This window comes from Rhizobium rhizoryzae (genome assembly GCF_011046895.1).
Lineage (GTDB): Bacteria > Pseudomonadota > Alphaproteobacteria > Rhizobiales > Rhizobiaceae > Neorhizobium > Neorhizobium rhizoryzae.
Map to the genome: position 1 here is coordinate 2273575 of NZ_CP049250.1, position 26799 is coordinate 2300373.

The window sequence follows — 26799 nt, forward strand, 5'->3', positions numbered from 1 at the left end:
GTACGGCTTGTGCCGGAGCTTGTAGAATTTTAAATAGACCTCCGAAATCAAGGAGTGGTCCGGTTGCTGGGACGTCTTTTCCTGCTGTTTGGCGGTCTGGTGGTCATCGCGTTGTTCGCCGCGCTGTTCGCTCCGCTATTCGTGGACTGGAGCAGTTTCCGGCTCAGCTTCGAAGAACAGGCCAGCCGCATACTTGGCAAGAAGGTTACCGTGCATGGTAGCGTCGATGCCCGGCTTTTGCCTTTTCCTTCGGTCACGATGCGCGATGTGCGCGTGGGGCAGGACCTTGATGGAACGCCGCTGATCCAGGTGGCGGAGTTTTCCATGGATATGGAACTGGCGCCCTTCCTCTCCGGCGAGGCGCGTGTTTTCGATATGCGGCTGGTGAACCCCAAGGCCCGTATCCGCCTTTTGAAGGACGGCAAGCTGGACTGGATGCGCGGCAGCCGTCCGGCTATTCCCGCGCGTAACGTCGTGCTGGAAGATGTGCACATCACGGGCGCCGAGATCCAGTTCATTGACGAGGCGACCGGTCGCAACAGAACTCTCAGCAAGCTCACAGCAGACCTGTCTGCAAGCTCGCTTGCGGGACCGTGGCGTGCCGAAGGCAACGGAACGCTGGACGGATATGAAGCAAGATTTTCGCTGAGCAGCGGCGAGCCAGACGCACAGGCCGGTCAAGTGTCTCTCAAACTCCGGCTCTGGCCGGATATCCAGCCGGTGGAGGTTCAACTCGACGGTATGCTCGGCGTGGCCGATGCGAAGCCAGCCTATAAGGGCGCCTTCAATCTCGTGTTTCAGGATCAGCCGGTCGCCAACGGCGTGGCGGTTGCGGAGAAGCGCGTTCCGCCGCCACGCACCAAGGGCAAGTTCGAGCTGACGAACGAGCGCATCCGGATCCCCGAATACCGTGTTGAAGCCGGTGCCGTCGATAACCCCTATGTCATTACCGGCGAGGCGACGCTGGATACCGGGGATAGACCGGAATTCCTGCTGACGGCGGACGGCCAGCAGGTGGATGTGGAGAAGCTGGCGGGCGATATGCTGGCCAAAGGGAAGACGGCCCGCGATCCGCATGTTTCTGCCCAAAGACGCCTTCATGCCCTGATTGAAATGGCTGCCAATATCCCCGTGCCGCAGGTGCCAGGACGGGCAACGATCAGCCTTCCGGCAATCGTGACGGAGGGGACGACCCTGCGGGATATCCGTCTGGACATTCGCCCCTCCCAGACGGGATGGCAAATCGAAAATGCAGTCGCCACGCTTCCGGGCCGGACTCAGGTGGAACTCGATGGCCGGCTGACCCTCAGGGATAGTGCCGGTTTCAAGGGCAAGATGGTTCTTGCCTCCAACCAGCCTTCCGGCCTTTCCGACTGGTTGACCGGCAAGGTAGATCCGGCAATCCGGCGTCTCAAGGCAGCCGGGTTCTCCGCCGATGTGGATTTGACCACCAGCGTGCAGGTCTTCAACAATCTTGAAGTCGCAGTCGGTGGCGCGACGCTGAAGGGGCAAGTTCGCCGGACCTCCGCCACAGAGGCGGCAGCGGTGCCGCAGCTTGCGGTGGATCTTGCAGGCAATGAAATCGATCTCGATGCCTTGCGGGCACTGGCCTCGCTGATGACCGGCAATGACGCCGGTGACGATGTGCTGGACCACAAGCTGTCAGCGCATCTGAAGGCTGACAGGCTGACGGCTTTCGGCGTGGGCGCGCAGGGATTTGAAACGCGCTTCGAGTTTGGCGACGGAAAATTGACCGTGCCGCAACTGGCCATTGCCGATCTGGCAGGCGCCAGCATTCTGGCAAAGGGGAGTGGAGAAGGCTCGATCTTCGAATATACGGGGCAGGGCACTGTCAGTCTCACGGCGCCGGACGCAGCAGGTTTTCTGGCGATGCTCAGAGAGCGCCTGCCGCGACACCCAGTGCTGGAACGCATGGCGCGTAGTGCTGACCGGTATGCCGATACGAAGCTGACGGCGGACATCACGCTGGGTGATGAAGCTGTCCTTAAGGTAAGCGGCAGTTCGAACGGCACGCTGATCTCCTCTGACATTAAGGCCCTGCATCTCTTTGACCTGACGCAGGAAACCGAATTTCAAGCCTCGGCCAGACTGGCGAACACCGAATCGCTCACGCTTCTCGACCAGATTGGCATTGCCACTTTCCCGTTTGACGGAGACTACAACGGCGTCATTGATGTCAGCGCCAGTGGCAAGCTTTCCCAGCCGATACAGGTTCGGTTCGGTTACCGAACGGATCTGACCGAGTTGGTGGCTGAAGGCGGAATGAACCTTGCGCCGGACAGTTTCGGCAATGGCAGCTATTCCGTAAGCCTCAAGAGTTCTGATCTCGAGCCGACCCTGCTTGCCGGCGGTTTCGGCCTGCCGCAGCTTGGGACTGGCCTGCCCGTCGATCTGCGATCAAAGATGACGTTGGATGCGAAGGCTGTTCGTCTTGGTGAACTCTCCGGTACTGTCGCTGGCAATACGCTGGACGGCGACCTCCTTTTTGATCGTGCTGCTCCGATCCCGACGATCAGCGGCAAGCTCAACCTGGGTGCCATGGACCTATTGTGGCTTGCCGAAGCGGTTTACGGACCGCTGCAGGATGCTGAAACGGGTGAGCTGTCCACCAAGCCATTGGCAGCGCCAATGTTCCGGCAGGCTGACCTCAATCTCGATGTGTCCGTAAACGAGATTCTCGTATCGCCGGGCACCCAGCCTGCGCAAAATGTGGCGATGCGTTTCGTCAATCGCAGTGGCGGGATGACGCTGGAGGAGTTGCGCGGCAAATGGCTTGGCGGCACGATTTCCGGCCGCTTGGCGCTGTCGAACAGCGATGGCATCGGTCTGCTGCAATCGCGTCTTGCGCTCAAGGATGCAGATCTGGCGCCTCTGATGTGGCTGCGCGCCAACCATCCTGTCGCGACGGGGAAGCTCAGCTTCGAACTGGCCGCGGAAGCCACGGCCAAGACACCGGCAGGCCTTGTGACGGCGCTCAGCGGATCGGGCTCGTTGCGGCTTGCTGATGGTGTCTTGCCGGATCTGGCACAGGATCCGGTGAGTTCTCTCCTCAGTGCCGCCGACCGCATTCAGGGCGATGTGACCGAGAGCAAGGTTCGCCCGATAGCCGAGGCGCTGCTTTATGCAGGGCCAACCCGAATCGGAGCCGTGATGCTGCCCTTCACGATGAGTTCCGGCCAATTGCGGTTTCAAAGCATTGCCGCACAGGCCGGACCGGCCGCCTTGTCCGGGGAGGCGCGGTTCAATCTTCCCGACCAGACTTTGGACGGAAGGCTTGTTGTCACGTATGCGCTTGGCGAGAACGCGATTGCAGGCGGCGAGGCGAGTGTTGGGCTTCAGTTTTCCGGTCCGTGGGACGCGCCCACGCGTGAGCTGGAAGTGGGTGGGCTAACCAACTATCTTTCGCTTCGCGCTTTCGAGCGTGAGCGCAGGCGGGTCGAGACGCTTCAGGCCAGCGTTCTTGAAAAGCAGCGCTTGCGCAGGGAAGTGTCCCTCTATCAGTCGCTTGAGATAGAGCGCAAAGCGCAACGGGAAAAGGCGGAGGCCGAGGCGCGTGCCCGCGCCGAGCAGGAAGCGAAAGAGCGGGCGGCAGAAGCGCAGAGACAGCGTGAGCAGGAAAAGGCGAACGACCAGCGCCAGCCTGCCGCTGAGGATACGACGCCCACCCTGACGATTCCCCCGACCGGCGATCAATTCCGCCCAAACAACGGTTTGCCCGGGGTCGCACCCTACTGACGCCAAAGGCTGTGGGAGCTTGTTAGAGCCTCTGGGACTTGATCCATTGCAGGACATAGACCCTGAGCGCGGAAGACAGATTGCTCTCTGCCTCGCGATTATCATCGATTTCAGCAATCAGGCCCGCGAGGCTAATCTGGCGCGTTTCTGCGATAAGCTTCAGTTCGTCCCAGAACACATCCTCAAGCGTGAAGCTTGTGCGGTGTCCATGGAGCGTGGCGGAATGCTTGCGGATCATGCGGGCGATTTCCGGCCTTCACAGGGGTTCCCAGAGGAAATGAACAATGCCCGACATTTAGTCAGCCTCCAGACTACTGACAATCTGGCCTACCACCAGCGACGTCATTCTCGGCCTTGTGCCGAGAATCTGCTGAAGTCCAACAAAATGAAACGTTTGTAGATGCTCGGGACAAGCCCGAGCATGACGGAAAATAGGCGAAAGCCCTTTTCAACAAACCGGAGGCCGACATTCAGTCAGCCTCGTCATTCTTTTCCAGCTTGCCTTGATCGAGTTGCTTTGACGCTTTCTCGTTCAAGGCTTTGGTCAGAGACTTTTCCTGCTTGGTTCTGCCAAATGTGATGCGGTTCTGCTCTGCCTGCCGCTCCTTTTCGGAGCGGGCCTTGGCCTTGCGGGCCGATTTCAGGTTGATGATGTCAGCGCACATGGCAGCACCTGCACACAGCAATCAGTGCTTCTTGCGGAAGGAATCCAGCGAGACAACGGAACCCGAACCGGGCTTCTTGTCGTCATCGGACTTCGCTTCTTCCTCAGAGGCAGGCTTGGCCACAGCATCCGCGGGATAGGCGGTGATCTCTGCGGAAGCCTCTTCCTCATCTGCAAGCGGGACTTCGAATTCGAGTTCGAAATTCACGGATGGGTCGTAGAAACCGCGTATCGCGTTGAATGGAATGTAGAGCCGCTCGGGCGTATCCGAGAACGAAAGACCGATTTCGAAATGCGTATCGGACACCTTGAGATCCCAGAACTGGTGCTGGATGACGATTGTCATCTGTTCCGGATACTTGTCCTTCAAATGAGTCGAAATCCGCACACCCGGGGCGCCGGTGAGGAACGTGATGAAAAAATGATGGTCGCCCGGCAGGCGGCTGGTAGCAGCCACTTCTGACAAAACCTTGCGAATAACGCCGCGAAGGGCGTCCTGTGCCAGAATGTCGTAACGGATATGATCCTGACCCATCGTCATTGTCTTCCAATCAGTTCGATGTTTTTCTTGCGATTTGTCTGCCCGTTATAAGCCAGCAAGTTTCCGTGCGGAAGCCCCGGTGAGACGAGTCATGACGAAGATAGCGAAAAACACGTGAAGCGGGAAGGTGAAGGCTTCTGTTGCCAGGTGCCTTCGGACCCCGCCTCAAGGGGCTAACCTAGAGGACTTGGAGCGGGTTTCCCGCACCGCCATTAGGCAGCGAGAGCGTAACCCTTAGCGTTGTTGTCGTTTGCAACTACACTTGTGACCCGATAACGGCGGTATCATGCCGAGCAAAAGTACGATCTTTACGCCCTTGTCGATCCTATTTCGCCCCCATCAAAAGCCGGTCTGAGACATACTCACTTGCCGACCGGTTTTTGGTGGAGGCGCCGGGTACCGCCCCCGGGTCCAATAGGTTTATTACACCGACCATTTATCGCCATAGCCGGAGCAAGCCCCGGCGAAGCTGATATAGGTGTTTCTCTGCGCGATGAAAAGGGGAGATTGTGCATTCCCTTCATACAATTGGCAAAGCAGCGTGGATAAGACCCGCGAGCACTATCGTTTGCGGCCTTCGGGCCTATAATTGCGCTCCAGCAGAATCTACAGGCCTGTCATGAAACAGTATCTCGACCTTCTTCGCCATGTCATGGAAACCGGAACCGACCGTGGAGACCGGACCGGAACTGGCACGCGCTCCGTTTTCGGCTATCAGATGCGTTTCGATCTTGCGGATGGGTTTCCGATCGTCACGACAAAGAAACTGCATCTGCGTTCCATTATCCACGAATTGCTGTGGTTCCTGAAGGGCGATACGAACATTGCCTATCTGAAGGAAAACGGTGTTTCGATCTGGGACGAATGGGCAGATGAGCAGGGTAATCTGGGTCCGGTCTACGGCTATCAATGGCGTTCCTGGCCAAAGCCGGATGGCGGGCACGTGGACCAGATCGCCAATCTCGTCGATGCGATCAGGAAGAACCCGAACTCACGCCGTCACATCGTTTCTGCCTGGAATCCTGCCCAGGTGGACGACATGGCGCTTCCGCCCTGTCATTGCCTTTTCCAGTTCTACGTATCCGGGGACCGGCTCTCCTGTCAGCTTTATCAGCGTTCTGCGGATATCTTCCTCGGCGTTCCATTCAACATCGCATCCTACGCGCTTCTGACGATGATGGTGGCGCAGGTTACGGGCTACAAGCCGGGTGAGTTCATCCATACGCTGGGTGATGCCCACATCTATTCCAACCATTTCGAGCAGGCAGAAATTCAGATGCAGCGCGAGCCAAAGCCGCTGCCGCGCATGGAGATCAATCCAGACGTGACCGATCTCTTCGGCTTCACGTTCGAGGATTTCAACCTGGTCGGCTATGAGGCGCATCCGCATATCAAGGCCAAGGTGGCCGTGTAATGGATGATGACGCAAAAAGGCCGGTCGTTCTCATTGCGGCGGTGTCGACCAACAGGGTGATTGGTCGCAACGGCGATATGCCGTGGAAGTTGTCGACCGACCTAAAGCGCTTCAAGGCGATGACGCTGGGAAATCCGGTCATCGTCGGTCGCAAGACCTTCGAGAGCTTCGGCGGACGACCGTTGCCTGGGCGTCCGCATGTGGTTGTGACACGGGATCCTGCGTATGCGGCGGACGGTGTCGAAACGGTCGATTCGCTCGCCAAGGCTTTGCAGCGGGCGCAAGCGATTGCCGTCGAGACAAATGCCCGCGAAATAGCGGTGATCGGTGGTGGCGAGATCTATGCGCAGGCCCTGCCGCTCGCCGATCGCCTGTATCTCACTCATGTGGATGCGGTGATCGAAGATGGCGACACGTACTTTCCAGTGGTTGATGACCACATATTCGAATGTGTGGAAAGAGAACCGGTTCCGGCAGGCGAGAAGGACAATTTTCCAACGGTTTTTGCCGTTTATCGACGTCGGGCTGCGGCCATTTGAAACATTTCGTTACCAAACACTGCGAAGTGACCCCTTGGCGCGTTGAAAGCGGTGTTGCGCATACCTATAACGGGGCAAGACCCGGCTGCCGCAAGTTCCGGCGCGGTTGATCGAGGGTGGGAGTTTCACGAACAAAGAGGTTTTGATGCCTTGGAGCAATCAGAATGGCGGCGGTCCCTGGGGGGGCGGCGGCAATAATCAGGGGCCTTGGGGGCAAGGCCCCAATCGCCCCCGAGGTGGTGGCGGCGGTAATGGAGGGGGTAACGGCGGACCGCCGGACCTGGAGGACATTATTCGTCGCAGCCAAGACCGGTTGCGCGGAGCAGTGCCCGGCGGGTTCAACGGTGGAGCGCTGGCAATCGTTCTCCTCGTCATTCTGGCATTTGTGGCATTCCAATCGGTCTACACGGTTCAGCCGGATGAGCGCGGCGTAGAGCTTCGCTTCGGAAAGCCGAAGGACGAAGTTTCAGGTCCGGGCCTTCACTGGCATTTCTGGCCCGTGGAAACGGTCGAGATCGTGAAGGTTACCGAGCAGCAGCAGAATATCGGTGGGCGTGGCAACGCGAATTCTACCGAAGGCCTGATGCTGTCCGGCGACCAGAACATCGTGAACGTGCAGTTCTCGGTGCTGTTTACGGTCACCGATCCGCGCGCCTATCTCTTCAACCTTGAAAGCCCGAACGCAACGCTGCAGCAGGTTGCTGAAAGCGCCATGCGTGAAGTCGTTGGCCGTCGCCCGGCACAGGATGTGTTCCGTAATGCGCGCGAACAGATCTCCACCGAGGTTCGCGATATCATTCAGGGCACCATGGATACCTATGGTTCCGGTATTGCGATCAATGCGGTGCCGATCGAAGATGCAGCGCCGCCGCGCGAGGTTGCCGATGCCTTCGAAGAAGTGCAGCGCGCCGAGCAGGACGAAGATCGTTTCGTTGAAGAAGCCAACCAGTATGCCAACCAGAAGCTTGGTCAGGCACGCGGTCAGGCGGCACAGGTTCGCGAAGAGGCTTCAGCCTATAAGGATCGCGTCGTGAATGAGGCGACCGGTGAAGCACAGCGCTTCGTATCCATCTACGACGCCTACAAGGTTGCTCCGGATGTGACGCGTGAGCGCATCTTCCTGGAGACCATGGAAAACGTGCTGAAGAACTCGAACAAGATCATTCTGGACGACAAGCAGGGCGTTGTTCCCTACTTGCCGCTCAATGAAATGATCCGTCCGAATGCGGGTACGACCAACACGAACCAGGGAGGCCGTCCATGAACTCCAGTCGTCTCCCAGCCGTCCTGATTGGACTTGGCCTCGTGCTTTTCCTTGCCTATTCATCCGTCTTTGTCGTGAACGAGCGCGAGCAGGCTATCGTCGTGCGTTTCGGTCAGATCCAGTCGGTGAAGTCGCAACCGGGCCTGTACTTCAAGCTGCCCTTCGCTTTCATGGATGCTGATCGCGTGCAGTATATCGAAAACCGCGCGCTGCGCTTCGATATCGACAACATCCGCGTTCAGGTTCGCGGTGGTGCCTTCTACGAAGTCGATGCCTTCGTGGTCTACCAGATCTCCGATGCTGGCCGCTTCCGTGGTACCGTATCCGGTGACCGTAACGCCGCCGAATCGCGTCTACGTACGCGTCTCGATGCTGCTCTGCGCCGTGTCTACGGTTTGCGGAACTTCAGCGCCGCGCTTTCCGACGAACGTTCCGCGATGATGCAGGAGGTCCGGGCCGATCTGCAGGCCGCTGCGGAAAGCCTCGGCTTGAACATTCGCGATGTTCGCATCCGTCGTACGGATCTGACGCGTGAAGTCTCGCAGCAGACCTATCAGCGCATGAAGGCAGAACGTCTTGCCGAAGCGGAGCTGATCCGCGCCCGTGGTAACGAACAGGGCCAGCGCCGTCGCGCCATCGCGGATCGTCAGGTGGTCGAACTTGTGTCGGAAGCCCAGCGTGATGCGGAAATCATTCGCGGTGAGGGTGATGCGCAGCGTAACCGGATCTTTGGCGAAGCCTTCGCTCGCGATCCTGGCTTCTTCGAGTTCTATCGCTCCATGCGTGCCTATACGGCTGCTCTGAGCGACAAGGGAACGACGATGGTTCTCAGCCCGGACTCGCAGTTCTTCAAGTACTTCAACCAAAGCTCCGGCGCGACCGCAGGAAGCGTGCCGCCTGCGGCACCGGCGCAGCCTGCACAGCAGTAATTCAATAGCGAGGGCGGCTTTCGAGCCGCCCTCTGCATTTTCGTGGTCGCTTGCTTAAGTTCAGTAACTTCGCTGTGGGCTCACGAAAAGATAATTTCCCCCGTCGTTATTCCGCCTTATCTTTCATGAAGCGTCTCGCTTAAATGACGCATTGCTAAAGCATTCCGGAACGAGGAGCCTGACTGTGAAGACCTTCCAACTGTCCTTGAGGTATTCGATGGCATCCGTTCTGGCTGTGGCCCTGGCCAGTGGGCCAATCACTGGGCCAGTCGTGCCAGCTTTCGCGCAGGTGCCTAACGCACCGACGACAGCGCCAAAGGTTGCGATGCCGCAGACCGGACCTGCCTCCGTGGCGGATCTGGCGGAAGGGCTGCTCGATGCTGTCGTCAACATTTCGACCTCGCAGAGCGTCAAGGGTGAGGGCGCCAGCCCGCAATCGCCGAAGGGCTCGCCGTTCCAGGAATTCTTTGACGATTTCTTCGACGGTCAGGAAAAGGGTCAGGGAAACCGCAAGGTCAACTCGCTGGGCTCCGGTTTCGTGATCGATCCGTCCGGCTATGTCGTCACCAACAATCACGTCATCGAGGGTGCCGACGATATCGAGGTCATCTTCCCGAACGGCACGAAGCTCAAGGCAAAGCTCGTCGGCACGGATACCAAGACGGACCTGTCTGTTCTGAAGGTTGAACCAAAGGCGCCTCTCAAGGCGGTGAAGTTCGGCGATTCCAAGAAAATGCGCATTGGCGACTGGGTCATGGCCATCGGCAATCCGTTCGGGCTCGGCGGTTCGGTGACCATCGGCATCATCTCGGCGCGGGGCCGTAACATCAATGCCGGACCCTACGACAACTTCATCCAGACCGATGCTGCCATCAACAAGGGTAATTCCGGTGGCCCGCTGTTCAACATGTATGGCGAGGTGATCGGCATCAACACAGCCATCATTTCCCCAAGCGGTGGCTCGATCGGGATCGGCTTCGCCGTTCCGACAGAACTTGCGCAAAATATCGTGCAGCAGCTGATCGAGTTCGGTGAAACGCGTCGTGGCTGGCTCGGCGTGCGCATCCAACCTGTGACAGATGAAGTGTCCGAAAGCCTGGGCCTGAAGGAAGCGCGCGGCGCGCTCGTTTCCGGCGTGATCAAGGGTGGTCCGGTTGACAACGGAACTATCAAGGCTGGCGATGTGATCATAACTTTCGATGGCAAGCAGGTGAAGGAAATGCGCGATCTACCGCTCGCGGTCGCCGAAAGCCCTGTCGGCAAGGCTGTGGACGTCATCATCATGCGTGATGGCAAGGAACAGACAGTCAAGGTCACCCTTGGCCGGCTTGAGGATGGGGCCGAGGCCGAGACGGGTGACGATGCACCTGCCCTTGCCGAGAAAGACCAGAAAAAGGACGGCCAGAACCAGGCGCCCCAGCCGCCACAGGATACTGTTTCCGTCCTCGGGCTCACTCTTTCCGATCTGACAGACGAACGTCAAAAGAACTTCGGCATTGCCGACAGCGTCGAAGGCGTTGTTATCACCGCCGTGCAGGCCGGTTCACCTGCAGCGGAAAAGGGCCTGAAGGTCGGCGAAGTCATCGTCGAAGTCGGCCAGAGCTTCACGTCATCGCCGGATGATGTCATCAACCGGATCAACGAGCTGAAGGGTGAGGGGCGCCGTAATGCGCATATGATGATTGCGGGACCGGATGGCCAACTGCGTTTTGTCGCAATCCCGCTCGAATAGAGCGGGACTTCAATCCTTCAGTCCAGGCAAGACCGTTTCATTGATGATTGCGTAGGTGACATGCCGCTTGAGATGCGGGTGTGTATCCGGCACGCGCGGATGGTCGAAATCCATTTCCGGGCAGCGCCTCATGCCGATGCGCTTCATCACAGCCGTTGACCGGTGATTGCTCTCGACCGCGAAGGAAACGATTGCCGCCAGTTGCATGGCGCCAAAACCGTGGCTGATGAGTGCGGCCGCCGCTTCGGTGACGTAGCCGTGGCCCCAGAAGCGGGTGGCAAGGCGCCAACCGATCTCGATCGTCTCCGAGGGAAAGATGCCGGGCATGTTGGCCGGAGCCAGACCGCAGAAGCCCATGGCTTCGCCCGTCTCCTTCAATTCGACAGCATAGAAGCCGAGGCCATCTTCCTTGATCATCGCGTTGACGCGATCAAACAGCGCATCGGCTTCGGCATGATTGCGGCGGAAGGGAAAGAACTCCATCACCTTCGGATCTGCATTGATCTCCCGAAAGAGATCGCGGTCCCGCTCAAGCCAGCTGCGCAGAACCAGTCGTTCCGTCTCCAGAATGATCCGCGGTGCTCCACCGGCCATCATGGTGTGACGAAATCGCTTCTGCGATAGCCCTGAATGTAGAGAAGCGCTGTCAGGTCCGAATGGTCTATGCGCATCTTCGCCTGCGCAGATACCGTGGGTTTTGCGTGGAGCGCAACGCCGGACCCGGCGAGACCCAGCATGCCGAGATCATTCGCGCCGTCACCGACTGCCATCGCCTCATCCGGGGAGATCCCAAGCTTCTCAGCGATGTCGTTCAGCGCGTCGACCTTGGCCTGCTTGCCGAGAATCGGTTCGGCGACTTCCCCGGTAAGGATGCCATCCTTCTCCAGCAGAAGGTTCGCGCGGTTTTCGTGAAAGCCCAGCATATCCGCGATACGACTGGTGAAGACGGTGAAACCGCCCGATACGAGTGCCGTGTAGAAACCTTTGGCGCGCATGGTGGCGATGAGTTCCGGCCCGCCGGAGGTGAGCGTGATGCGCTTGGCAATGACATCATCCACGACCGTGATCGGGAGACCTTTCAGCAGCGCCACCCGTTCCCGGAGTGCCGGTTCGAACGCGATTTCGCCGTTCATGGCACGGGCGGTGATGGCGGATACCTGCTCCTTCAGCCCAACGACATCGGCAAGCTCATCGATACATTCCTGACCAATCATGGTGGAATCCATGTCGGCGATGAGGATCTTCTTCCGGCGTGTCTCGACATGCTGAACGACGACATCGATCGGAAGGTCGGATAGGGCGTGGCGCAACTGCTGCTCGCTTACCGCCGCATCAGCTTCGTTGCGAAGCGCCACATCGCAGGCAATGCCATCGGCCAGCCAGTATAGACCGGCAGCATTGACGGCTTCGGCTGCGCGTTCTCCCGCCTTGGCATCAAGAACAGGGTTTGACGGATGGGCAATGAGCGTGGCAACGAGAGCCATGATGAACAACCTTCGGCAAGATATCGAGGCCATCCTGATAACCGGGCCAACGGCGGGCGGCAAGTCGGCGCTTGCGCTATCGCTTGCCCGTCAACACAACGGTGTCGTGATCAACGCAGACAGTATGCAGGTCTACGATACGCTGCGCGTCCTGACTGCGCGTCCTTCCGAAGAGGAGATGGAGGAAATCCCGCACCATCTCTACGGTCATGTTCCAGCTGTTCGCAGTTATTCGACTGGCGACTGGCTGAGAGATGTGCAGGCTTTGCTATCCGAATTACGCGCGGAAGGCTGTCTGCCAGTCTTCGTCGGTGGAACCGGGCTTTACTTCAAGGCGCTGACGGGCGGTCTCTCCGACATGCCGGAAATTCCAGCCGAGATCCGGGAGGGTTTACGTCAGCGTCTGCTCGACGATGGGTCGGAAGCTCTGCATGCGGAACTCCGTGCCTGTGATCCCGCACTTGCCGAGCGCCTCAACTTGACTGACGGACACCGGATCGTGCGGGCACTGGAGGTGTTCAGAGCGACGGGCAAGTCCATTGCCCATTTCCAGCAACAGTCAGGGCCGGTTATCGTCGATCCCGCCAGAAGTCGGAAGCTCGTCGTTCTTCCGAACCGTGATCTTTTGCATGATCGTATCAACCGGCGGTTTGACATCATGCTGGCGACAGGCGCGATCGAGGAAGTCGAGCGACTTCTTACGCTCGATCCTCCTTCGGATGCGACAGCAATGAAAGCGATTGGCGTTGCGGAAATTGCTGCGCATTTGCGTGGAGACATGACGCGCGAAATGGTTGTCGAGCGAGGCTCTGCCCTCACGCGACAATACGCCAAGCGCCAAATGACGTGGTTCCGCAATCAGATGGATGAAAGCTGGGAGCGATTTGACCCCTACGACCCGGCTCAATCCTTGTCGTAGAGGCTGCTCAGCGGTTTTCTGAGAAGCGAGTCCCGCAGAGACCCTTCGCGGCGCAGAAGCGTATTGCGAACGGCCTGCACATCTTCGTTTCCGTAGGAACGCGGCTGCGCTGGATAAGTCGGCGCGGGCTCCGGCGAAGGCTCGCGTCGCAGGATCCGCGAGTCAGCCGGAGCAGGTGGCTCATTGCGGGCGCCGGGAAGCATATCCGGCCGATAGGATTCCAACCGAGGCTCGACGGGTGTCACGCGTTCTGCACCGGGAGTGTAGGGAGGCGCCGGAGGCGGGCTTGAATAGCGGCGCTCGACCTGCGCCTTCAGTTCCCGCTCCCAACTTTCCACTTCCGGCTCTGCGGCCGGGGCATCCTGGCGCATGCCCTCCCTCTGATCGGAAGCGCTGACACTTTTCTGGAAGGCGGAGATATCGGGACCGCTGATTGCACGCATGCGTGTGACGATCGTCCGCAGATCGACATTGTCCGGTGTAATCTCGCTTCCCTTGTCGGAGACGCCGTTTGCCTTCGGCAGCATATCTTCGCTCAGACGAGTAAAGCGCATGCGCATTGGAACCGTGATGGCCTCACCAAAGGCGATCGCTTCACCGTTGCCGATGGAGGAAATGAAGCTGGTGTTTGACACAGACGAGTTCGGGATCGCCGAACGGATGATGTCCTGGTCACGATCATTCGCCAGCCGCATCGCAAAGATGGTCGAGCATTGAGACAGGATCGTCTGGTCCAGTTCGCCGGGGCGCTGGGTGATGACGCCCAGCGAAACGCCGTATTTGCGGCCTTCCTTGGCAATGCGCGCAATTGCCTGACGGGTCGGGAAAAAACCCAGGTCCCTGTCTGCCGGAACGTAACGATGCGCTTCTTCACAAACCACCAGCATGTGAATGGCGCCGTCGCTCCACAGCGCCAACTCGAAGGCCATACGGCACAGGATGGAGGCGACCGAATTCACGACTTCCGAAGGGATGCCGGACAGCTGGAACGTGGAAATCGGACGATCGTCTCCCGGAATCCGGAAGATATGCGCAATTGTCTCCATGATCGTGTCATTGATCGTATTGTTGGAGAACATGAAGTGATAGCGGGGATCATTGATCGCCGCCATGATACGCATCTTCAGCGAACGGAGCGCGGGCTTCTCGCTTCGACCCTCCAGACGGCCGATGCGCTCGTCAATAAGCGCCAGCAGGTCAGCCATACGGTAGGGAACGGGCGTGTCTGCGGTGACCGAGCTTCGTTCGGTCTGCCGGCGCATCAGCGAAGATTCGCTGCCACGAAAGGCTTTCTTGGCCTCCGGAATCAGGTCTCGCAGGATGTCCATTTCTTCGGCTACGGCCGGGCGCCCGCGGAATACAATCTCGGAGAATTCGTCCAGACGCATCAGCCAGAAGGGCAGGTCCAGATTGTCCGTATCGATGACCACGGCATGGTCTGGAAAGGCAGCGGCGAACTCGTTGTGAGGATCGAGAATGAGAACACGCAGCTTGGGGTCGATTTCAATCGCCTTGTGCAGAAGCAGAGAGACTGCCGTGGACTTGCCAACGCCGGTGGAGCCAACGATGGCGAAGTGCTTGGAAAGCATGGACGGGATGTGGATTGCTGCGTCGATGCTTTCGTCCTGGGTCAGCTTTCCGACCACGCAGGTATCTGCCTTGCCGGTATCATAGATGCGAACCAGGTCGGCGGAGCGAATTCGATGGGCGATGGCCCCGAGATAGGGATAGGCGGAAATGCCGCCGCTGAATTCCTCGCGTCCATCAGGTCCGACGCGCACTTCCCCGAGCAATTCGACCTCGACATGGAATTCGTTGTCGCGCGTTTCGCCCCAATGGTTCCCGGCTGTTGCCATGGAGCAGGTAAGGGCAACGACGCGGTTCGTTCCGACGCTGATGGAAATCAAACGGCCTACAGACCAGAGTTCGGAGAGTTCCGTCGAGCCACCTTCGGTCACTGCCGAGATTGTTGCGCGCGACCCCGTGCAGGCAACGACGCGACCCAGCAGTCGGTTGCCGGGGTGCATCCCGTCTCGCCGTTCCTGCTCTCCAGCCGATGCCGATTTTTGAAGGTCGTGATTACGCAACGAATGGCCTCTGTCATCAGGCTATGACCGGATATCATCATCCTCGGATGGAATAATGCTTAATTTCCATGACCATAGTGATCCGGCCTTAACAACTCCTTTCCGCTCTGTGACACACGCTTCGTTTTCGAACATCATCATGGTCGGTACGATCGCGGACAAGGAAGGTGGAAGTGCCTCATTGCGCACGGTTCGAACGCGTCGGTCAAGCTGGCGAGAAATGCGGCGAAAACGGCTGGTCGAGCGGCCATTTCTTGCTCAATTGCATTGACGTTGCGAAATTTTATGGCTAACAGTTTCGCCCATGATCGTATCAAACGCACTTATCGTGGTGGGAAGGCGCATGGGCAGGATGGTGTAACCATCCGGCGAAAGCACCCATGCGCTACCGAAGGCTCCTCAAGGGGCCTTTTTTTATGCCTTCAATCAGGCCCTGCGGCCGCTTCGAAAACAGCAGAAACGGATTTGGACATGACGGGTACAGAGAATAGAATGACAGGGGCGGAGATCGTTCTGAAGGCCCTGAAAGATAATGGCGTCGAGCACATTTTCGGCTATCCCGGCGGCGCAGTGCTTCCGATCTATGACGAGATCTTTCAGCAGGACGACATTCAGCACATTCTCGTCCGTCATGAGCAGGGCGCCGGTCATGCTGCCGAAGGCTATGCCCGCTCGACGGGCAAGGTCGGCGTCATGCTGGTTACCTCCGGTCCCGGTGCGACCAATGCGGTCACTCCGCTGCAGGACGCGCTGATGGATTCGATCCCGCTGGTCTGCCTGACCGGCCAGGTTCCCACCACGCTGATCGGTTCCGATGCGTTTCAGGAGTGCGATACGGTTGGTATCACGCGCCCCTGCACCAAGCACAACTGGCTGGTGAAGGACGTAAATGAGCTGGCGGGCATCATTCACGAAGCGTTTCGCATTGCCCAGTCTGGGCGTCCGGGCCCGGTCGTGGTCGATATTCCGAAGGATATCCAGTTCGCCACGGGCACCTATACGCCGAAGACGAATGATGCCGTCGAAAAGAGCTATCAGCCGAAGGTTCAGGGCGATCTGAATGCGATCCGTGCCGCTGTCGAACTGATGGCCAGCGCCCGTCGCCCGATCCTCTACACCGGCGGTGGCGTCATCAATTCCGGTCCGGAAGCGACCCGTCTGCTGCGGGAACTGGTTGAACTGAGCGGCTTCCCGATCACATCCACGCTGATGGGGCTTGGCGCCTATCCGGCATCCGGCGAAAACTGGCTGGGCATGCTGGGCATGCATGGTTCCTATGAAGCGAACATGGCCATGCACGATTGCGACGTCATGGTCTGCATCGGTGCCCGTTTCGACGACCGTATTACGGGTCGCCTGAATGCCTTCTCGCCGAACTCCCGCAAGGTTCATATCGATATCGATCCATCATCGATCAACAAGAATGTTCGCGTCGATATTCCGATTGTTGGCGACGTTGGCCGTATTCTGGAAGATATGGTCCGCGTCTGGCGTGCCCTGCCCAATAAGCCGGAAAAGGCACAGACGGCGGAGTGGATGGACCAGATCAACCGCTGGCGGGCCCGCAAGTCCTTCGCCTACAAGAATTCCAATGACGTCATCATGCCGCAATACGCCATTCAGCGGCTGTATGAGGCATCGAAGGGACGTGAAACATTCATCACGACGGAAGTCGGCCAGCATCAGATGTGGGCGGCGCAGTTCTTCGGTTTCGAAGCGCCGAACCACTGGTTGACCTCTGGCGGTCTGGGAACGATGGGTTATGGCCTGCCGGCAGCGATTGGCGCACAGGTCGCGCATCCGGAAGCGCTTGTCATCGACATCGCAGGCGATGCCTCGATCCAGATGTGCATTCAGGAAATGTCCTGCGCCATTCAGTACAATCTGCCGGTCAAGATCTTTATCCTGAACAACCAGTACATGGGCATGGTCCGCCAGTGGCAGCAGTTGTTGCACGGCAACCGTCTGTCCAACTCTTACACTGAAGCCATGCCGGACTTCGTAAAACTGGCCGAAGCCTATGGGGCCGTCGGTATGTATTGCGACAATCCCGGCGAGCTGGATGACAAGATTGCCGAGATGATCGAGGTCAAGCGGCCGGTCATCTTCGATTGCCGCGTTGCCAATCTCGCAAACTGCTTCCCGATGATTCCGTCGGGCAAGGCCCACAACGAGATGTTGTTGCCGGACGAAGCGACCGACGAGGCCGTTGCGACCGCCATTGACGCGAAGGGGCGGCAGCTCGTTTAAGGGCTGCCAGGAACAGGATCAGGGAACATCATCATGAACGCACATCTTCAACCCACCGGTTCGGCCTACTTCATTCAACAGGAAACGGCGAAGCAGGAGCGGCATACGCTTTCGGTTCTCGTCAGCAACGAGCCGGGGGTTCTGGCCCGCGTGATCGGCCTTTTCTCCGGGCGTGGCTATAACATTGAAAGTCTTACGGTTTCCGAAACGGAGCATGAGGCTCACCTGTCCCGCATTACGATCGTGACCAGCGGAACGCCGGGCGTTCTGGAGCAGATCAAGTCGCAACTGGATCGGATCGTGCCGGTTCACCGCGTCGTTGATCTGACCGTGCGTGCAACGCAGTTGGGGCAGGAGCGTCCGATCGAACGCGAAGTCGCGCTGGTGAAAGTTGCAGGCGAAGGCGAAGAGCGTGCGGAAGCGCTGCGCCTTGCAGATGCTTTCCACGCCAAGGTCGTCGATGCCACCGTTTCTCATTTCATCTTCGAGATCACGGGTAAGTCTTCGAAAATCGATCAGTTCGTCGCCATCATGAAGCCATTTGGCCTCATCGAGATTTGCCGTACCGGGATCGCTGCGATGAATCGCGGTCCGCAGGGAATGTAACATTTTGCTAAATATGTTTTCGACCCGTCAGGCTCATTGCTTGCCGGGTCGAGAATCGCGCCTAGGTAAAGCGTCGAGTCTTCCAACACGACATATAATCATCTGTTTAGGTTTTGCTTATAAAGATGATTGGTGCTTGGAAAAAACTCCATCGTTACCTGCGGGAATGACATCCCGCAGCATCCTTGGTGCGCGCTCGATCATGATGCTCATGCCGCCGACGTCTGAATTTGGCCAGCATGAGGGACCATGTCTTTCTTCAAGAACGCATCGATCAAATCGAAAATCTATACTGTTCTCATTCCGATGGCTGCCATTGGAATTGCCGGGGCAGCCTACGTATCCTACGAATATCGTCATACCGCGAATATGTTCTATTCGTTTGTGACGAAGGATACGGTCGCATCCAGCGATATGTTCCGTTCGGTCACGTCGCTGCTGAATGCGCCCTATACCGGCTACCAGTATGCCTTTGCAGACGAGACCGCCAATCGGGAAGAATTCCGCGCGACCTACGAAGACGCCAAGAAAACGCTCTTTGAGCGCCTGGATGAAGCAGCACAGCTGACACCGGAAGATGCTTCGGAGATCAATGCTTTCAAACAGCGAGCCGTTGAGATCTTCGCAATTCTCGACAAGGCGTTTGCCGCGCTGGATAGAGGGCAGCGTCCCTCAGCCATGGCTTTGCTCGCCCAGTCGGATGCAAAGGTGAAGCAGTGGCGGGATGATCTGCGGACCTGGAACAACGTCAATCTCATAGCGCTGCGCAATGAGAGTAACGGGCTGAAACAGCAGGCAGACAGCACGATCCTCATGACGCTTGCCGGTTTGGCGCTTCTTTTCGGCCTGGGGCTTGTGGGTGCGCAAATCGTGGCGACGCGCGGTATCAACAGACCGATTTCAGGTCTTCAACGCCGCATGGTCAGCCTGGCTGGCGGTGAGGTTTCCGAACCTGTCGATGGCATTGATCGCAAAGATGAGATCGGCGCCATGGCCAAGGCGGTTTCCGTGTTCCGTGACAATGCCGTCGAGCGCCTGCGACTGGAAACGGAAGCTGCGGCCAATCGCAGTCTTTCCGAGCAGGAGCGACTGGCGCGGGAGGCCCAGAAGGCACAGGAGGCGGCAGACGTCCAGTTTGCGGTCGACCATCTTGCCGCAGCACTGACCCGCTTGTCTGAAGGTGATGTTTCCCACCGGATCGACCACGCTTTCGTCTCGAGCCTTGATGGCATTCGCCTCAGCTATAATGATTCAGCCGCCAAGCTTGAGGACGCGCTGATGCGTGTGGCAGAGAATGCGCGCGTGATTGATGGCGGTGCCAACGAGATCCGTGCTTCGGCGGACGATCTGGCAAAGCGGACGGAGCAGCAGGCGGCTTCCGTCGAAGAGACAGCTGCGGCGCTGGAGCAGATTACGACTGCCGTGAAGGACTCAACGCGTCGGGCGCAGGAAGCCGGTTCGCTGGTCGCGCACACCAAGGCAGAGGCAGAACGTTCCGGCGAGGTGGTTCGTCGCGCCGTCATTGCCATGCAGCAGATCGAGAAATCCTCTTCCGAGATTTCCAGCATCATCAGTGTCATCGACGAGATTGCGTTTCAAACCAATCTGCTGGCGCTCAATGCTGGCGTCGAAGCGGCACGGGCGGGCGAGGCAGGCAAGGGCTTTGCCGTCGTGGCGCAGGAGGTGCGGGAACTTGCACAACGTTCGGCCAGTGCCGCAAAGGATATCAAGGGTCTCATCACCACGTCCAACGAGCATGTGCAGTCTGGCGTTGCTCTGGTAGGGCAGACCGGTGAGGCGCTGACCAAGATTTCCTCCGAAGTTGTCGAAATCAACGGCCATGTGAGCGCCATTGTCGAGGCGGCGCAGGAACAGTCCTCCGGTCTTCAGCAGATCAACACGGCTGTGAACCAGATGGATCAGGACACCCAGAAAAATGCGGCAATGGTGGAAGAAACCAACGCTGCAAGCCACTCCCTGGCTAAGGAGTCCACATCGCTTGCACAATTGCTGGCGCAGTTCCGTCTCTCGAATTCCGGTCGCAGTCCGGTCCAGAGTGTCGTCGTGGCGGCTCCCGCAACACGATCGGCTGCACCGCAGCCGGTGGTTTCTTCGGCGCGCAGCCTTGGGCGAAAAGTGGCGGCCGCCTTCTCTGGCCGTGCTGCCACGGCGGAGAGCTGGGAAGAGTTTTGATCCTTCCCGAACAAGATCAAGATGGCGGCGGGATTGTTTCCCGCCGTTTTCTTTTTCGATCAGATCATTTCAAGCGGTTTCTTGGCGGCAGGCGGAGGCAATGCCCGATCCAGTTCTGCCCAGTCCTCGTCGGAGATTTCCAGATCGACGGCTTCGCTCAGTTCATGAATACGATCCGGCCTGCTCGTCTTTGGAATTGCGAGCACGCCATCACGCTCCAGCACAAAGGCGAGCGCGATTTGCGCAGGTGTTGCCTGATAGGCTTTCGACAGGCGGATGATTTCCTGGTGGTGTAGCAGATCGCCCTGTCCGAGCGGAGAATAGGCCATCATGGGTAGGCCGCGCTCCTGGCACCATGGCAGGAGATCGAATTCTATGCCGCGACGAGCAGCGTTATAGAGAACCTGGTTCGCAGCGCAGTTTTCTCCGCCCGGAATGGAAAACAGCTCTTCCATGTCATCGACATCGAAGTTCGATACGCCCCAGGCACCAATCATGCCTTGCTGACGCAGGATTTCCATGCCCGCAACCGTTTCTGTCAGAGGCACGTCACCCCGCCAGTGGAGGAGGTAGAGGTCTATCTTGTCGATGGCCAACCGTTCGAGGCTGCGAGCGCAGGCATCCTGAACACCTCGCGTGCTGGCGTTCCAGGGATAGACCTTGCTGACGACGAATGCCTTGTCGCGACATCCGCGCAAAGCCGCGCCCACGACCAGTTCTGCACCGCCTTCGCCATACATCTCAGCAGTATCGACAACGCTCCAGCCGGATTCAAGCGCAGCCCGAATACTGTTCACCTCGTCCGGTACCTTGTCAGGGTCCTCGCCCATCTTCCAGGTTCCAATCCCCAAGGCAGGAACCGTGATTGTGTTCGGAAAGCTGACGGTCGGCAAATCATCGCGCATGGAAAACCCTGAAATTTTTTAAGCCATCTCGTGAGGCTATGGTCGTGCTTCACCCATCAAAATCAAGCGCAATTCTATCAATTGTGCAAATTGGCATGTGAGCAGGATCTTGCGTATGATCTGCCGTACAGCTGCATCTGCTTCGAAAGGGGTCTGCCGGTGACGACAGAGAGTTCAGACGATCATGATCACGATCATCACCACAGCCATCATCACCACGACAATCATTACTCGGACATGGAGGCGCGCGTCCGGGCTCTCGAGACCGTGCTGACCGAGAAGGGGCTGATCGATCCCGCTGCAATCGACGCCATCGTCGAGACCTACGAGACGAAGGTCGGACCACGTAATGGTGCGCAGGTGGTAGCCCGCGCCTGGGTGGACGCAGACTTCGCAGACTGGTTGAAGCGCGATGCGACTGCGGCGATTGCAAGCCTTGGTTTCACGGGACGGCAGGGCGAGCACATGCGAGCTGTGTTCAACACTGGCGATACGCACAACCTTGTCGTCTGCACCCTGTGTTCCTGTTACCCGTGGTCCGTCCTCGGCCTGCCGCCGGTCTGGTACAAGGCGCCGGCCTATCGGTCTCGCGCCGTGATGGACCCGCGCGGTGTGCTTGCGGAGTTCGACGTCGTGCTTCCTGAGACGACGAAAATAAGGGTCTGGGATTCCACTGCCGAACTTCGCTATCTGGTCATTCCCCAGCGTCCAGTGGGCACTGACGACATGGATGTCGAACAACTCATGCAGCTCGTGACGCGCGATTCCATGATCGGAACGGGATTGGCCCTTTCACCCTCCGCGAGGCAGAAATGAACGGCCCTCACGATCTTGGTGGCCAGATGGGGTTCGGCCCAGTCTCGCCTGAAACCGATGAGCCGTATTTTCATGCGGAATGGGAGAAGCGGGCTCTGGGGATCACGCTGTCCTGTGGTGCTTTCGGCGCGTGGTCCATCGATGAGAGCCGCCATGCGCGCGAATGCATTCCCCCCGCGAACTATCTCTCTGCCAGCTACTACGAAATCTGGATCCGGGCGTTGGAAGTGCTGCTTGAACGGCATGGTTTCGTAACCGGTTCCGAGATCGCGGAGGGGCATTCGAAAATGCAGGCGGCGCAACCCAAGCGTATCCTGACCGTCGACAAGGTTGCCGCGGTGCTGGCAAAGGGTGGCCCTTGCGACAGGTCGGTTGAAAGCGCTCCGCTGTTTTCAGTCGGCCAGCGGGTTCGAACCATCAATGAGCATCCTGCCCATCACACGCGCCTGCCACGCTATGCTCGAGACAAGGTCGGCATGGTTGAGGCGGTGCAGGGATCTTTCGTGTTTCCCGATGACAATGCTCACGGAAAGGGCGAGAACCCGCAATGGGTGTATACCGTCGTCTTTGATGGGCAGGAGATCTGGGGAAGGGGTTCAGAACCCGGCCTGACGATTTCGGTCGATGCCTGGGAGAGCTATCTTGAGTCTGTATGAAACCCAAAGCCCGCTGACGCAGTCGATTGGTCTTCCGCGATCACGAGAAGGCGATCCGGTGTTTTCAGAACCCTGGCAGGCGCAGGCCTTTGCCATGACCGTTCACCTTCATCAGAAGGGTGTGTTCAGCTGGCAGGAATGGGCCGACAGCCTGTCGCGTGAGGTTCATCGTCCGGGTCGCGCAGCCGACGGATCGGATTACTTCGAAGCCTGGGTTGCCGCGCTCTGTCATCTGCTGTCCGAGAAGAATGTTGCGTCTTCGGCGACGCTGCTTGCGCTTCAGCACAGTTGGCAAAGAGCAGCCGAAGCCACGCCACATGGCAAGCCCATTGAACTGACGAATGATCCGATGCGAGGGGCTGCAGCCGCTTCGTGAGGAATTGAGGTTGCTATTCTGTTCCGAATCCCGGAAAGAGAGGCATGCAATTCGCACCTCAGCAAGACGAGGCCCTCAAGGCGGTCTCCAAATGGTTGAAAGAAGGCCGCAGCCAGGTCTTTCGTCTGTTCGGTTATGCCGGGACGGGCAAGACGACGCTTGCCAGGCACTTCGCTGAAAACGTAGATGGCGAAGTGCTGTTTGCGGCTTTCACGGGCAAGGCAGCGCAGGTTTTGCGTTCCCGCGGTGCGTCGAATGCCAGAACGATCCACTCGTTGATCTATCGACCGCGCGGGGAAGAGGCCGTCGAAGACGAAGAGACGGGCAAGACTTCAATCGCGCCCATGTTTTCCATCAATCGTCAGAGTCCGCTGGCCAAGGCGGCGCTCATTGTCATCGACGAATGTTCGATGGTGGATGAGCAACTCGGTCGCGACCTGATGAGCTTCGGAACTCCGATCCTGGTTCTGGGGGATCCCGGCCAGTTGCCGCCGGTGACGGGGGGCGGTTTCTTCACGGAACAGGAGCCGGATTATCTGCTGACGGATATCCATCGGCAGGCGCGTGATAACCCGATCATTCAGCTTGCCATGCAGGTCCGTGAGGGTCGCGAGATCATGCACGGGGATTACGGCACAGCGCAGGTCATTTCCCGTCACGATGTCAATCAGTCACTGGTGCTGGAGGCCGACCAGGTACTGGTGGGCACGAACAAGACGCGGCGTCGCTATAACCAACGCCTTCGCGAGTTGAAGGGCTTCAATCTTCCCTATCCGCAATCCGGCGACAAGCTCGTGTGCCTGCGCAATGATCCGGCCAAGGGTCTGCTCAATGGCTCGCTGTGGCAGGTGATGAGCTCGTCGCGCGAGACGGTGAAGCCAGGTATCAACCTGATGATCCGCCCGGAAGATGACGATATGGATCGTGGCGCCGCCAAGATCAAACTTCTCAAGCAGGCCTTCGAGGAGGAGGGGGAAATCCCCTGGACCACCAAGAAGCGGTACGATGATTTTGATTTCGGCTATGCGCTGACGGTGCATAAGGCGCAGGGCTCTCAGTGGAACAATGTCGTGCTTTTTGACGAAAGCTGGGCATTCCGCGATACGCGTGAGCGTTGGCTCTATACGGCCATTACCCGCGCCGCTGAAACGATCACCATCGTCCGTTGAACTCTTCAACGGACGACTGGCTACAGCGCGGCGCGTTCGATTGAACGCGCGGACGATGCAGTAAGACTCTGAAATGATGCATGTCGCGCTCAACCGAATCCGGTTGAGCGCGACATGCATTAGCGGACTTATTTGGATTTCATTTTCGAGAGCGTAGCCACCAGATCACGGTCGCTCTTGCCGGATTGCTGCGCAATCGCCGATAGCTGCAGATCTGGTGCTGCGGCTGTGAAGCCTGCCTGCTTGAGCATGGCGATCACTTCCTCTTCAGGCTTGCCAGCCATGGCCGAGATCTGGGCAGGCTTTGCGCTGCTCAACAGCCTGACGATGCCGCTGATTGGATTGCCGCCCGCTTCGCCGCTTGCGGAGCCGGAGGGTACGAGGAACGGGATGCAGGCGAGCACCGAAACGCCCAACGCAATCGCCATGGGTGCGCGCTTGAAATAGCTCGTCATCGGTCGCCAGTTTTTCCACAAATGCAGGAGAAACGGCGCAATCAGGACCATGCTGAGCCATTCATGAATGCCGTGGAAGCCGACCGGACCCCAATGAAAAAAGAGAGCGATGCCAGAAACCAGTGAAACCAGAAACAGCCCGGTGATGAACGGCGTTGCGTATCGCGACAGCAAAGAAACCATGAATGAAACCCCCGTTGAAACTGCTTCCATCGGTACGTTCACACCTCGGATTCGTCACGTTACATTTTTGAAAGATTCTAAAGATACCGCCTGATCTCGTTCCTCAATGGGTCAATATACCGAGTATCAACGCCTTCGCTGCCGCCTGATAGCGATTGGCAACCTCGAGCTTCGCTATCAATTGCTCCTCCAGGTCGATCAGTTGGGTGCCGGATATTCCGAGACGTTCCGCCAGCGGGGCGCCCTTGTACCCCTCCGTCAGCAACATAAGGCAGTCACGTTCCTGATCGGTCAATGCCGGCAAGCATTCGTCCTTTCGAGGAATTCCGTGGCTTACACCATCCGTAAACGTCCTGATCTGCTGGAGTTGTCGGTGGAGGGTGGACAGTTCGCTTGCCAGTTCGCGCTTTCGCGTTTCAAGAGCCGTCTTGAACAGAAGGTCTGCTTCCTGTTGCGTCTGCGCATCGGTAATCTGCAACATCAGCTCCTGAATTGATGCCAGCGACAGTCCCATTTCACGGCAGGCAGAGATGATTGACATCCGCCGGATGCAATCCGTGCCGTAGACCCGCATGGCACCAAGCCGGTGAGGGCTGATCAGGCCCTTCTCTTCATAGAAGTGCAAAGTCCTGTGCGTTACGCCGAAAAGATCCGCCATTTCGGCAATCGCCAATGGTGCATCTGCCGCTACTGTTGCATCCGTCAGTGTCGGTAGAAAGTCGTAGTTCCCATTTCCTCCCAGTGATGCTGTTCCTGCTTGTGTATCAAAGATAGTATTTCGCACGAATTCCGCCTCCTCATGCGAATGATCTCGCAGTTGCGAGATAATTATAAACAATACTCCTCGTACCCACTTTACTGTTACTATGAATACAACTTAGCATTTTCGACAAATTGCGATACTACCAATCTATCATCACAAGAAATGATAGAATGTTCAGTTTTTAGCGTGTGCCTGTTGTGTCGGAGGCATTGCGAGTGATTGCGGGTTTGGGTTAGAAAATCGCTCTCACCGCAAGGATACGACAATGCCCGCAAAGCTTTCCGTCAATCTCAATGCCGTCGCGATGCTTCGTAATCGTCGCGATCTGCCGTGGCCCAGTGTTGCCCATCTGGGCAGAATTGCCTTGCAGGCTGGCGCCTACGGTCTGACGGTGCATCCCAGACCTGATAAGAGACATATTCGCTTCACCGATCTGCCGGTGCTGAGGGCATTGATCGACGACGAGTTTCCCCAGACCGAGTTCAATATGGAGGGTTATCCGAGCGAGGACTTTCTCCAACTCTGCGAGAAAACACAGCCGGAGCAAGTGACACTTGTTCCCGATGATCCGTCTCAGGCGACATCAGATCATGGATTTAACTTTCGGACGCAAAGCGAGATGCTGAAGTCGGTAATCGCACGGCTGAAGGCAGGCGGGATGCGGGTTTCGGTTTTTGCGGATGGTGACGGTGACGCAGAGGCCGTGAAGCTTGCGAAAGCAACCGGTACGGATCGGATCGAACTCTATACTGGCCCTTATGGCGGCTGTTTCGACAATGCCGGGGAGGGTGAGCGCCAGCTTGAACTTCTGGGGCGGACTGCAGACGCCGCTCTGGCCGAGGGGCTGGGCGTCAATGCAGGACATGACCTGACGGTGGAGAACCTGCCGGCGCTCGTCGGGAGAATTCCGCATCTGGCTGAAGTGTCTATCGGCCACGGATTGACGGCGGATGCGCTGGAATATGGAATGGCTGAGACCGTTCGCCGATTTAGAAGAGCTTGCGGCGAACACATCTGAAAGCACCGATATCGGCGACGTGGGCCGGAAGAGGAGTGGGCATCCTCATCCGGCACCACGCACCTACCGGTTTGCAGGAG

General features: G+C 58.1%; 24 protein-coding genes and 1 other RNA gene. 15 read left to right on the top strand and 10 right to left on the bottom strand.

What is annotated here, in order from left to right:
- Nucleotides 1–63 precede the first annotated feature (63 nt).
- Nucleotides 64–3756, top strand: a complete 3693-nt coding sequence (locus G6N80_RS16815; protein ID WP_165135468.1) for an AsmA family protein — start codon at nt 64–66, stop codon at nt 3754–3756.
- Between the two features lie 22 nt (nt 3757–3778).
- Here the strand turns inward: G6N80_RS16815 and G6N80_RS16820 are convergent, their stop codons facing one another.
- From G6N80_RS16820 to ssrA, 4 genes are all read right to left on the bottom strand, one after another.
- A complete protein-coding gene (locus G6N80_RS16820) occupies nt 3779–3994 on the bottom strand; it encodes a ribbon-helix-helix domain-containing protein (RefSeq protein ID WP_062554170.1) in 216 nt (71 codons plus the stop codon).
- Nucleotides 3995–4226: 232 nt separating this feature from the next.
- Nucleotides 4227–4421, bottom strand: a complete 195-nt coding sequence (locus G6N80_RS16825) for a DUF4169 family protein (protein WP_062554759.1) — start codon at nt 4419–4421, stop codon at nt 4227–4229.
- A 21-nt stretch (nt 4422–4442) separates the two neighbouring features.
- The gene (locus tag G6N80_RS16830) at nt 4443–4955 is read right to left on the bottom strand and encodes an SspB family protein (protein ID WP_062554171.1); all 513 of its coding nucleotides are present in this window, start codon (nt 4953–4955) and stop codon (nt 4443–4445) included.
- 132 nt (nt 4956–5087) lie between these two features.
- Nucleotides 5088–5465: a transfer-messenger RNA gene (gene ssrA / locus G6N80_RS16835) on the bottom strand.
- Nucleotides 5466–5580: 115 nt separating this feature from the next.
- On the opposite strand from ssrA, the gene G6N80_RS16840 reads away from it, so the two are divergent.
- The 5 genes from G6N80_RS16840 to G6N80_RS16860 all read left to right on the top strand — a co-directional run bounded on the left by G6N80_RS16840 (nt 5581) and on the right by G6N80_RS16860 (nt 10839).
- Nucleotides 5581–6375 carry a thymidylate synthase gene (locus G6N80_RS16840; protein ID WP_062554172.1) on the top strand — a complete coding sequence of 265 codons (795 nt, stop codon included), beginning with the start codon at nt 5581–5583 and terminating at the stop codon, nt 6373–6375.
- On the top strand, nt 6375–6914 hold the full coding sequence (locus G6N80_RS16845) for a dihydrofolate reductase (RefSeq protein WP_062554173.1): 540 nt from the start codon (nt 6375–6377) through the stop codon (nt 6912–6914). The genes G6N80_RS16840 and G6N80_RS16845 overlap by 1 nt, the downstream gene beginning before the upstream one ends.
- A 145-nt stretch (nt 6915–7059) precedes the next feature.
- A complete protein-coding gene (gene hflK / locus G6N80_RS16850; protein ID WP_062554760.1) occupies nt 7060–8178 on the top strand; it encodes an FtsH protease activity modulator HflK in 1119 nt (372 codons plus the stop codon).
- Nucleotides 8175–9107: a protease modulator HflC gene (gene hflC / locus G6N80_RS16855; RefSeq protein WP_062554174.1), complete on the top strand. Its 933-nt coding sequence runs from the start codon at nt 8175–8177 to the stop codon at nt 9105–9107. The genes hflK and hflC overlap by 4 nt, the downstream gene beginning before the upstream one ends.
- 217 nt (nt 9108–9324) lie before the next feature.
- On the top strand, nt 9325–10839 hold the full coding sequence (locus G6N80_RS16860) for a DegQ family serine endoprotease (protein WP_062554175.1): 1515 nt from the start codon (nt 9325–9327) through the stop codon (nt 10837–10839).
- Between the two features lie 9 nt (nt 10840–10848).
- Here the strand turns inward: G6N80_RS16860 and G6N80_RS16865 are convergent, their stop codons facing one another.
- On the bottom strand, nt 10849–11436 hold the full coding sequence (locus G6N80_RS16865) for a GNAT family N-acetyltransferase (RefSeq protein WP_246251428.1): 588 nt from the start codon (nt 11434–11436) through the stop codon (nt 10849–10851).
- The gene (serB, locus tag G6N80_RS16870) at nt 11433–12323 is read right to left on the bottom strand and encodes a phosphoserine phosphatase SerB (protein ID WP_165135471.1); all 891 of its coding nucleotides are present in this window, start codon (nt 12321–12323) and stop codon (nt 11433–11435) included. Before serB ends, G6N80_RS16865 begins: the two co-directional genes overlap by 4 nt.
- Here serB and miaA point away from each other — a divergent pair.
- Nucleotides 12322–13242 (top strand): tRNA (adenosine(37)-N6)-dimethylallyltransferase MiaA, encoded by a 921-nt coding sequence (gene miaA, locus G6N80_RS16875; protein WP_165137147.1) that lies wholly within the window; start codon nt 12322–12324, stop codon nt 13240–13242. The genes serB and miaA overlap by 2 nt on opposite strands.
- Here the strand turns inward: miaA and G6N80_RS16880 are convergent.
- Nucleotides 13227–15329, bottom strand: coding sequence for an ATP-binding protein (locus G6N80_RS16880; protein WP_165135474.1), 2103 nt, complete (start codon nt 15327–15329; stop codon nt 13227–13229). The genes miaA and G6N80_RS16880 overlap by 16 nt on opposite strands.
- Before the next feature lie 492 nt (nt 15330–15821).
- Between G6N80_RS16880 and G6N80_RS16885 the strand changes: the two genes are divergently transcribed.
- The 3 genes from G6N80_RS16885 (at nt 15822) to G6N80_RS16895 (ending at nt 20378) form a co-directional block, all read left to right on the top strand.
- Entirely contained in the window at nt 15822–17579 is a 1758-nt protein-coding gene (locus G6N80_RS16885) for an acetolactate synthase 3 large subunit (protein ID WP_062554180.1), read from the top strand.
- Nucleotides 17580–17612: 33 nt separating this feature from the next.
- A complete protein-coding gene (gene ilvN / locus G6N80_RS16890; protein ID WP_062554181.1) occupies nt 17613–18185 on the top strand; it encodes an acetolactate synthase small subunit in 573 nt (190 codons plus the stop codon).
- A 249-nt stretch (nt 18186–18434) separates the two neighbouring features.
- Nucleotides 18435–20378: a methyl-accepting chemotaxis protein gene (locus G6N80_RS16895; protein WP_165135477.1), complete on the top strand. Its 1944-nt coding sequence runs from the start codon at nt 18435–18437 to the stop codon at nt 20376–20378.
- A gap of 59 nt (nt 20379–20437) precedes the next feature.
- On the opposite strand, the gene G6N80_RS16900 is transcribed toward G6N80_RS16895, so the two are convergent.
- Entirely contained in the window at nt 20438–21283 is an 846-nt protein-coding gene (locus G6N80_RS16900; RefSeq protein WP_165135480.1) for an aldo/keto reductase, read from the bottom strand.
- 237 nt (nt 21284–21520) lie between these two features.
- Between G6N80_RS16900 and nthA the strand changes: the two genes are divergently transcribed.
- The 4 genes from nthA to G6N80_RS16920 are packed head-to-tail and all read left to right on the top strand — an operon-like array spanning nt 21521 to nt 24300.
- Nucleotides 21521–22099: a nitrile hydratase subunit alpha gene (gene nthA, locus G6N80_RS16905; RefSeq protein ID WP_165137150.1), complete on the top strand. Its 579-nt coding sequence runs from the start codon at nt 21521–21523 to the stop codon at nt 22097–22099.
- On the top strand, nt 22096–22755 hold the full coding sequence (gene nthB, locus G6N80_RS16910; RefSeq protein WP_165135483.1) for a nitrile hydratase subunit beta: 660 nt from the start codon (nt 22096–22098) through the stop codon (nt 22753–22755). Before nthA ends, nthB begins: the two co-directional genes overlap by 4 nt.
- Nucleotides 22742–23131, top strand: coding sequence for a nitrile hydratase accessory protein (locus G6N80_RS16915; RefSeq protein ID WP_165135486.1), 390 nt, complete (start codon nt 22742–22744; stop codon nt 23129–23131). Before nthB ends, G6N80_RS16915 begins: the two co-directional genes overlap by 14 nt.
- Nucleotides 23132–23175: 44 nt before the next feature.
- Nucleotides 23176–24300, top strand: a complete 1125-nt coding sequence (locus tag G6N80_RS16920) for an ATP-dependent DNA helicase (RefSeq protein ID WP_062554186.1) — start codon at nt 23176–23178, stop codon at nt 24298–24300.
- 128 nt (nt 24301–24428) lie between these two features.
- Here G6N80_RS16920 and G6N80_RS16925 read toward each other — a convergent pair whose 3' ends face one another.
- Both G6N80_RS16925 and G6N80_RS16930 read right to left on the bottom strand, forming a co-directional pair.
- Nucleotides 24429–24938 (bottom strand): DUF4405 domain-containing protein, encoded by a 510-nt coding sequence (locus G6N80_RS16925; protein WP_165135489.1) that lies wholly within the window; start codon nt 24936–24938, stop codon nt 24429–24431.
- Nucleotides 24939–25041: 103 nt separating this feature from the next.
- Nucleotides 25042–25722, bottom strand: a complete 681-nt coding sequence (locus G6N80_RS16930) for a MerR family transcriptional regulator (RefSeq protein WP_165135492.1) — start codon at nt 25720–25722, stop codon at nt 25042–25044.
- A 244-nt stretch (nt 25723–25966) separates the two neighbouring features.
- Between G6N80_RS16930 and G6N80_RS16935 the strand changes: the two genes are divergently transcribed.
- The gene (locus tag G6N80_RS16935; RefSeq protein WP_165135495.1) at nt 25967–26719 is read left to right on the top strand and encodes a pyridoxine 5'-phosphate synthase; all 753 of its coding nucleotides are present in this window, start codon (nt 25967–25969) and stop codon (nt 26717–26719) included.
- The last annotated feature ends 80 nt before the right edge of the window (nt 26720–26799 follow it).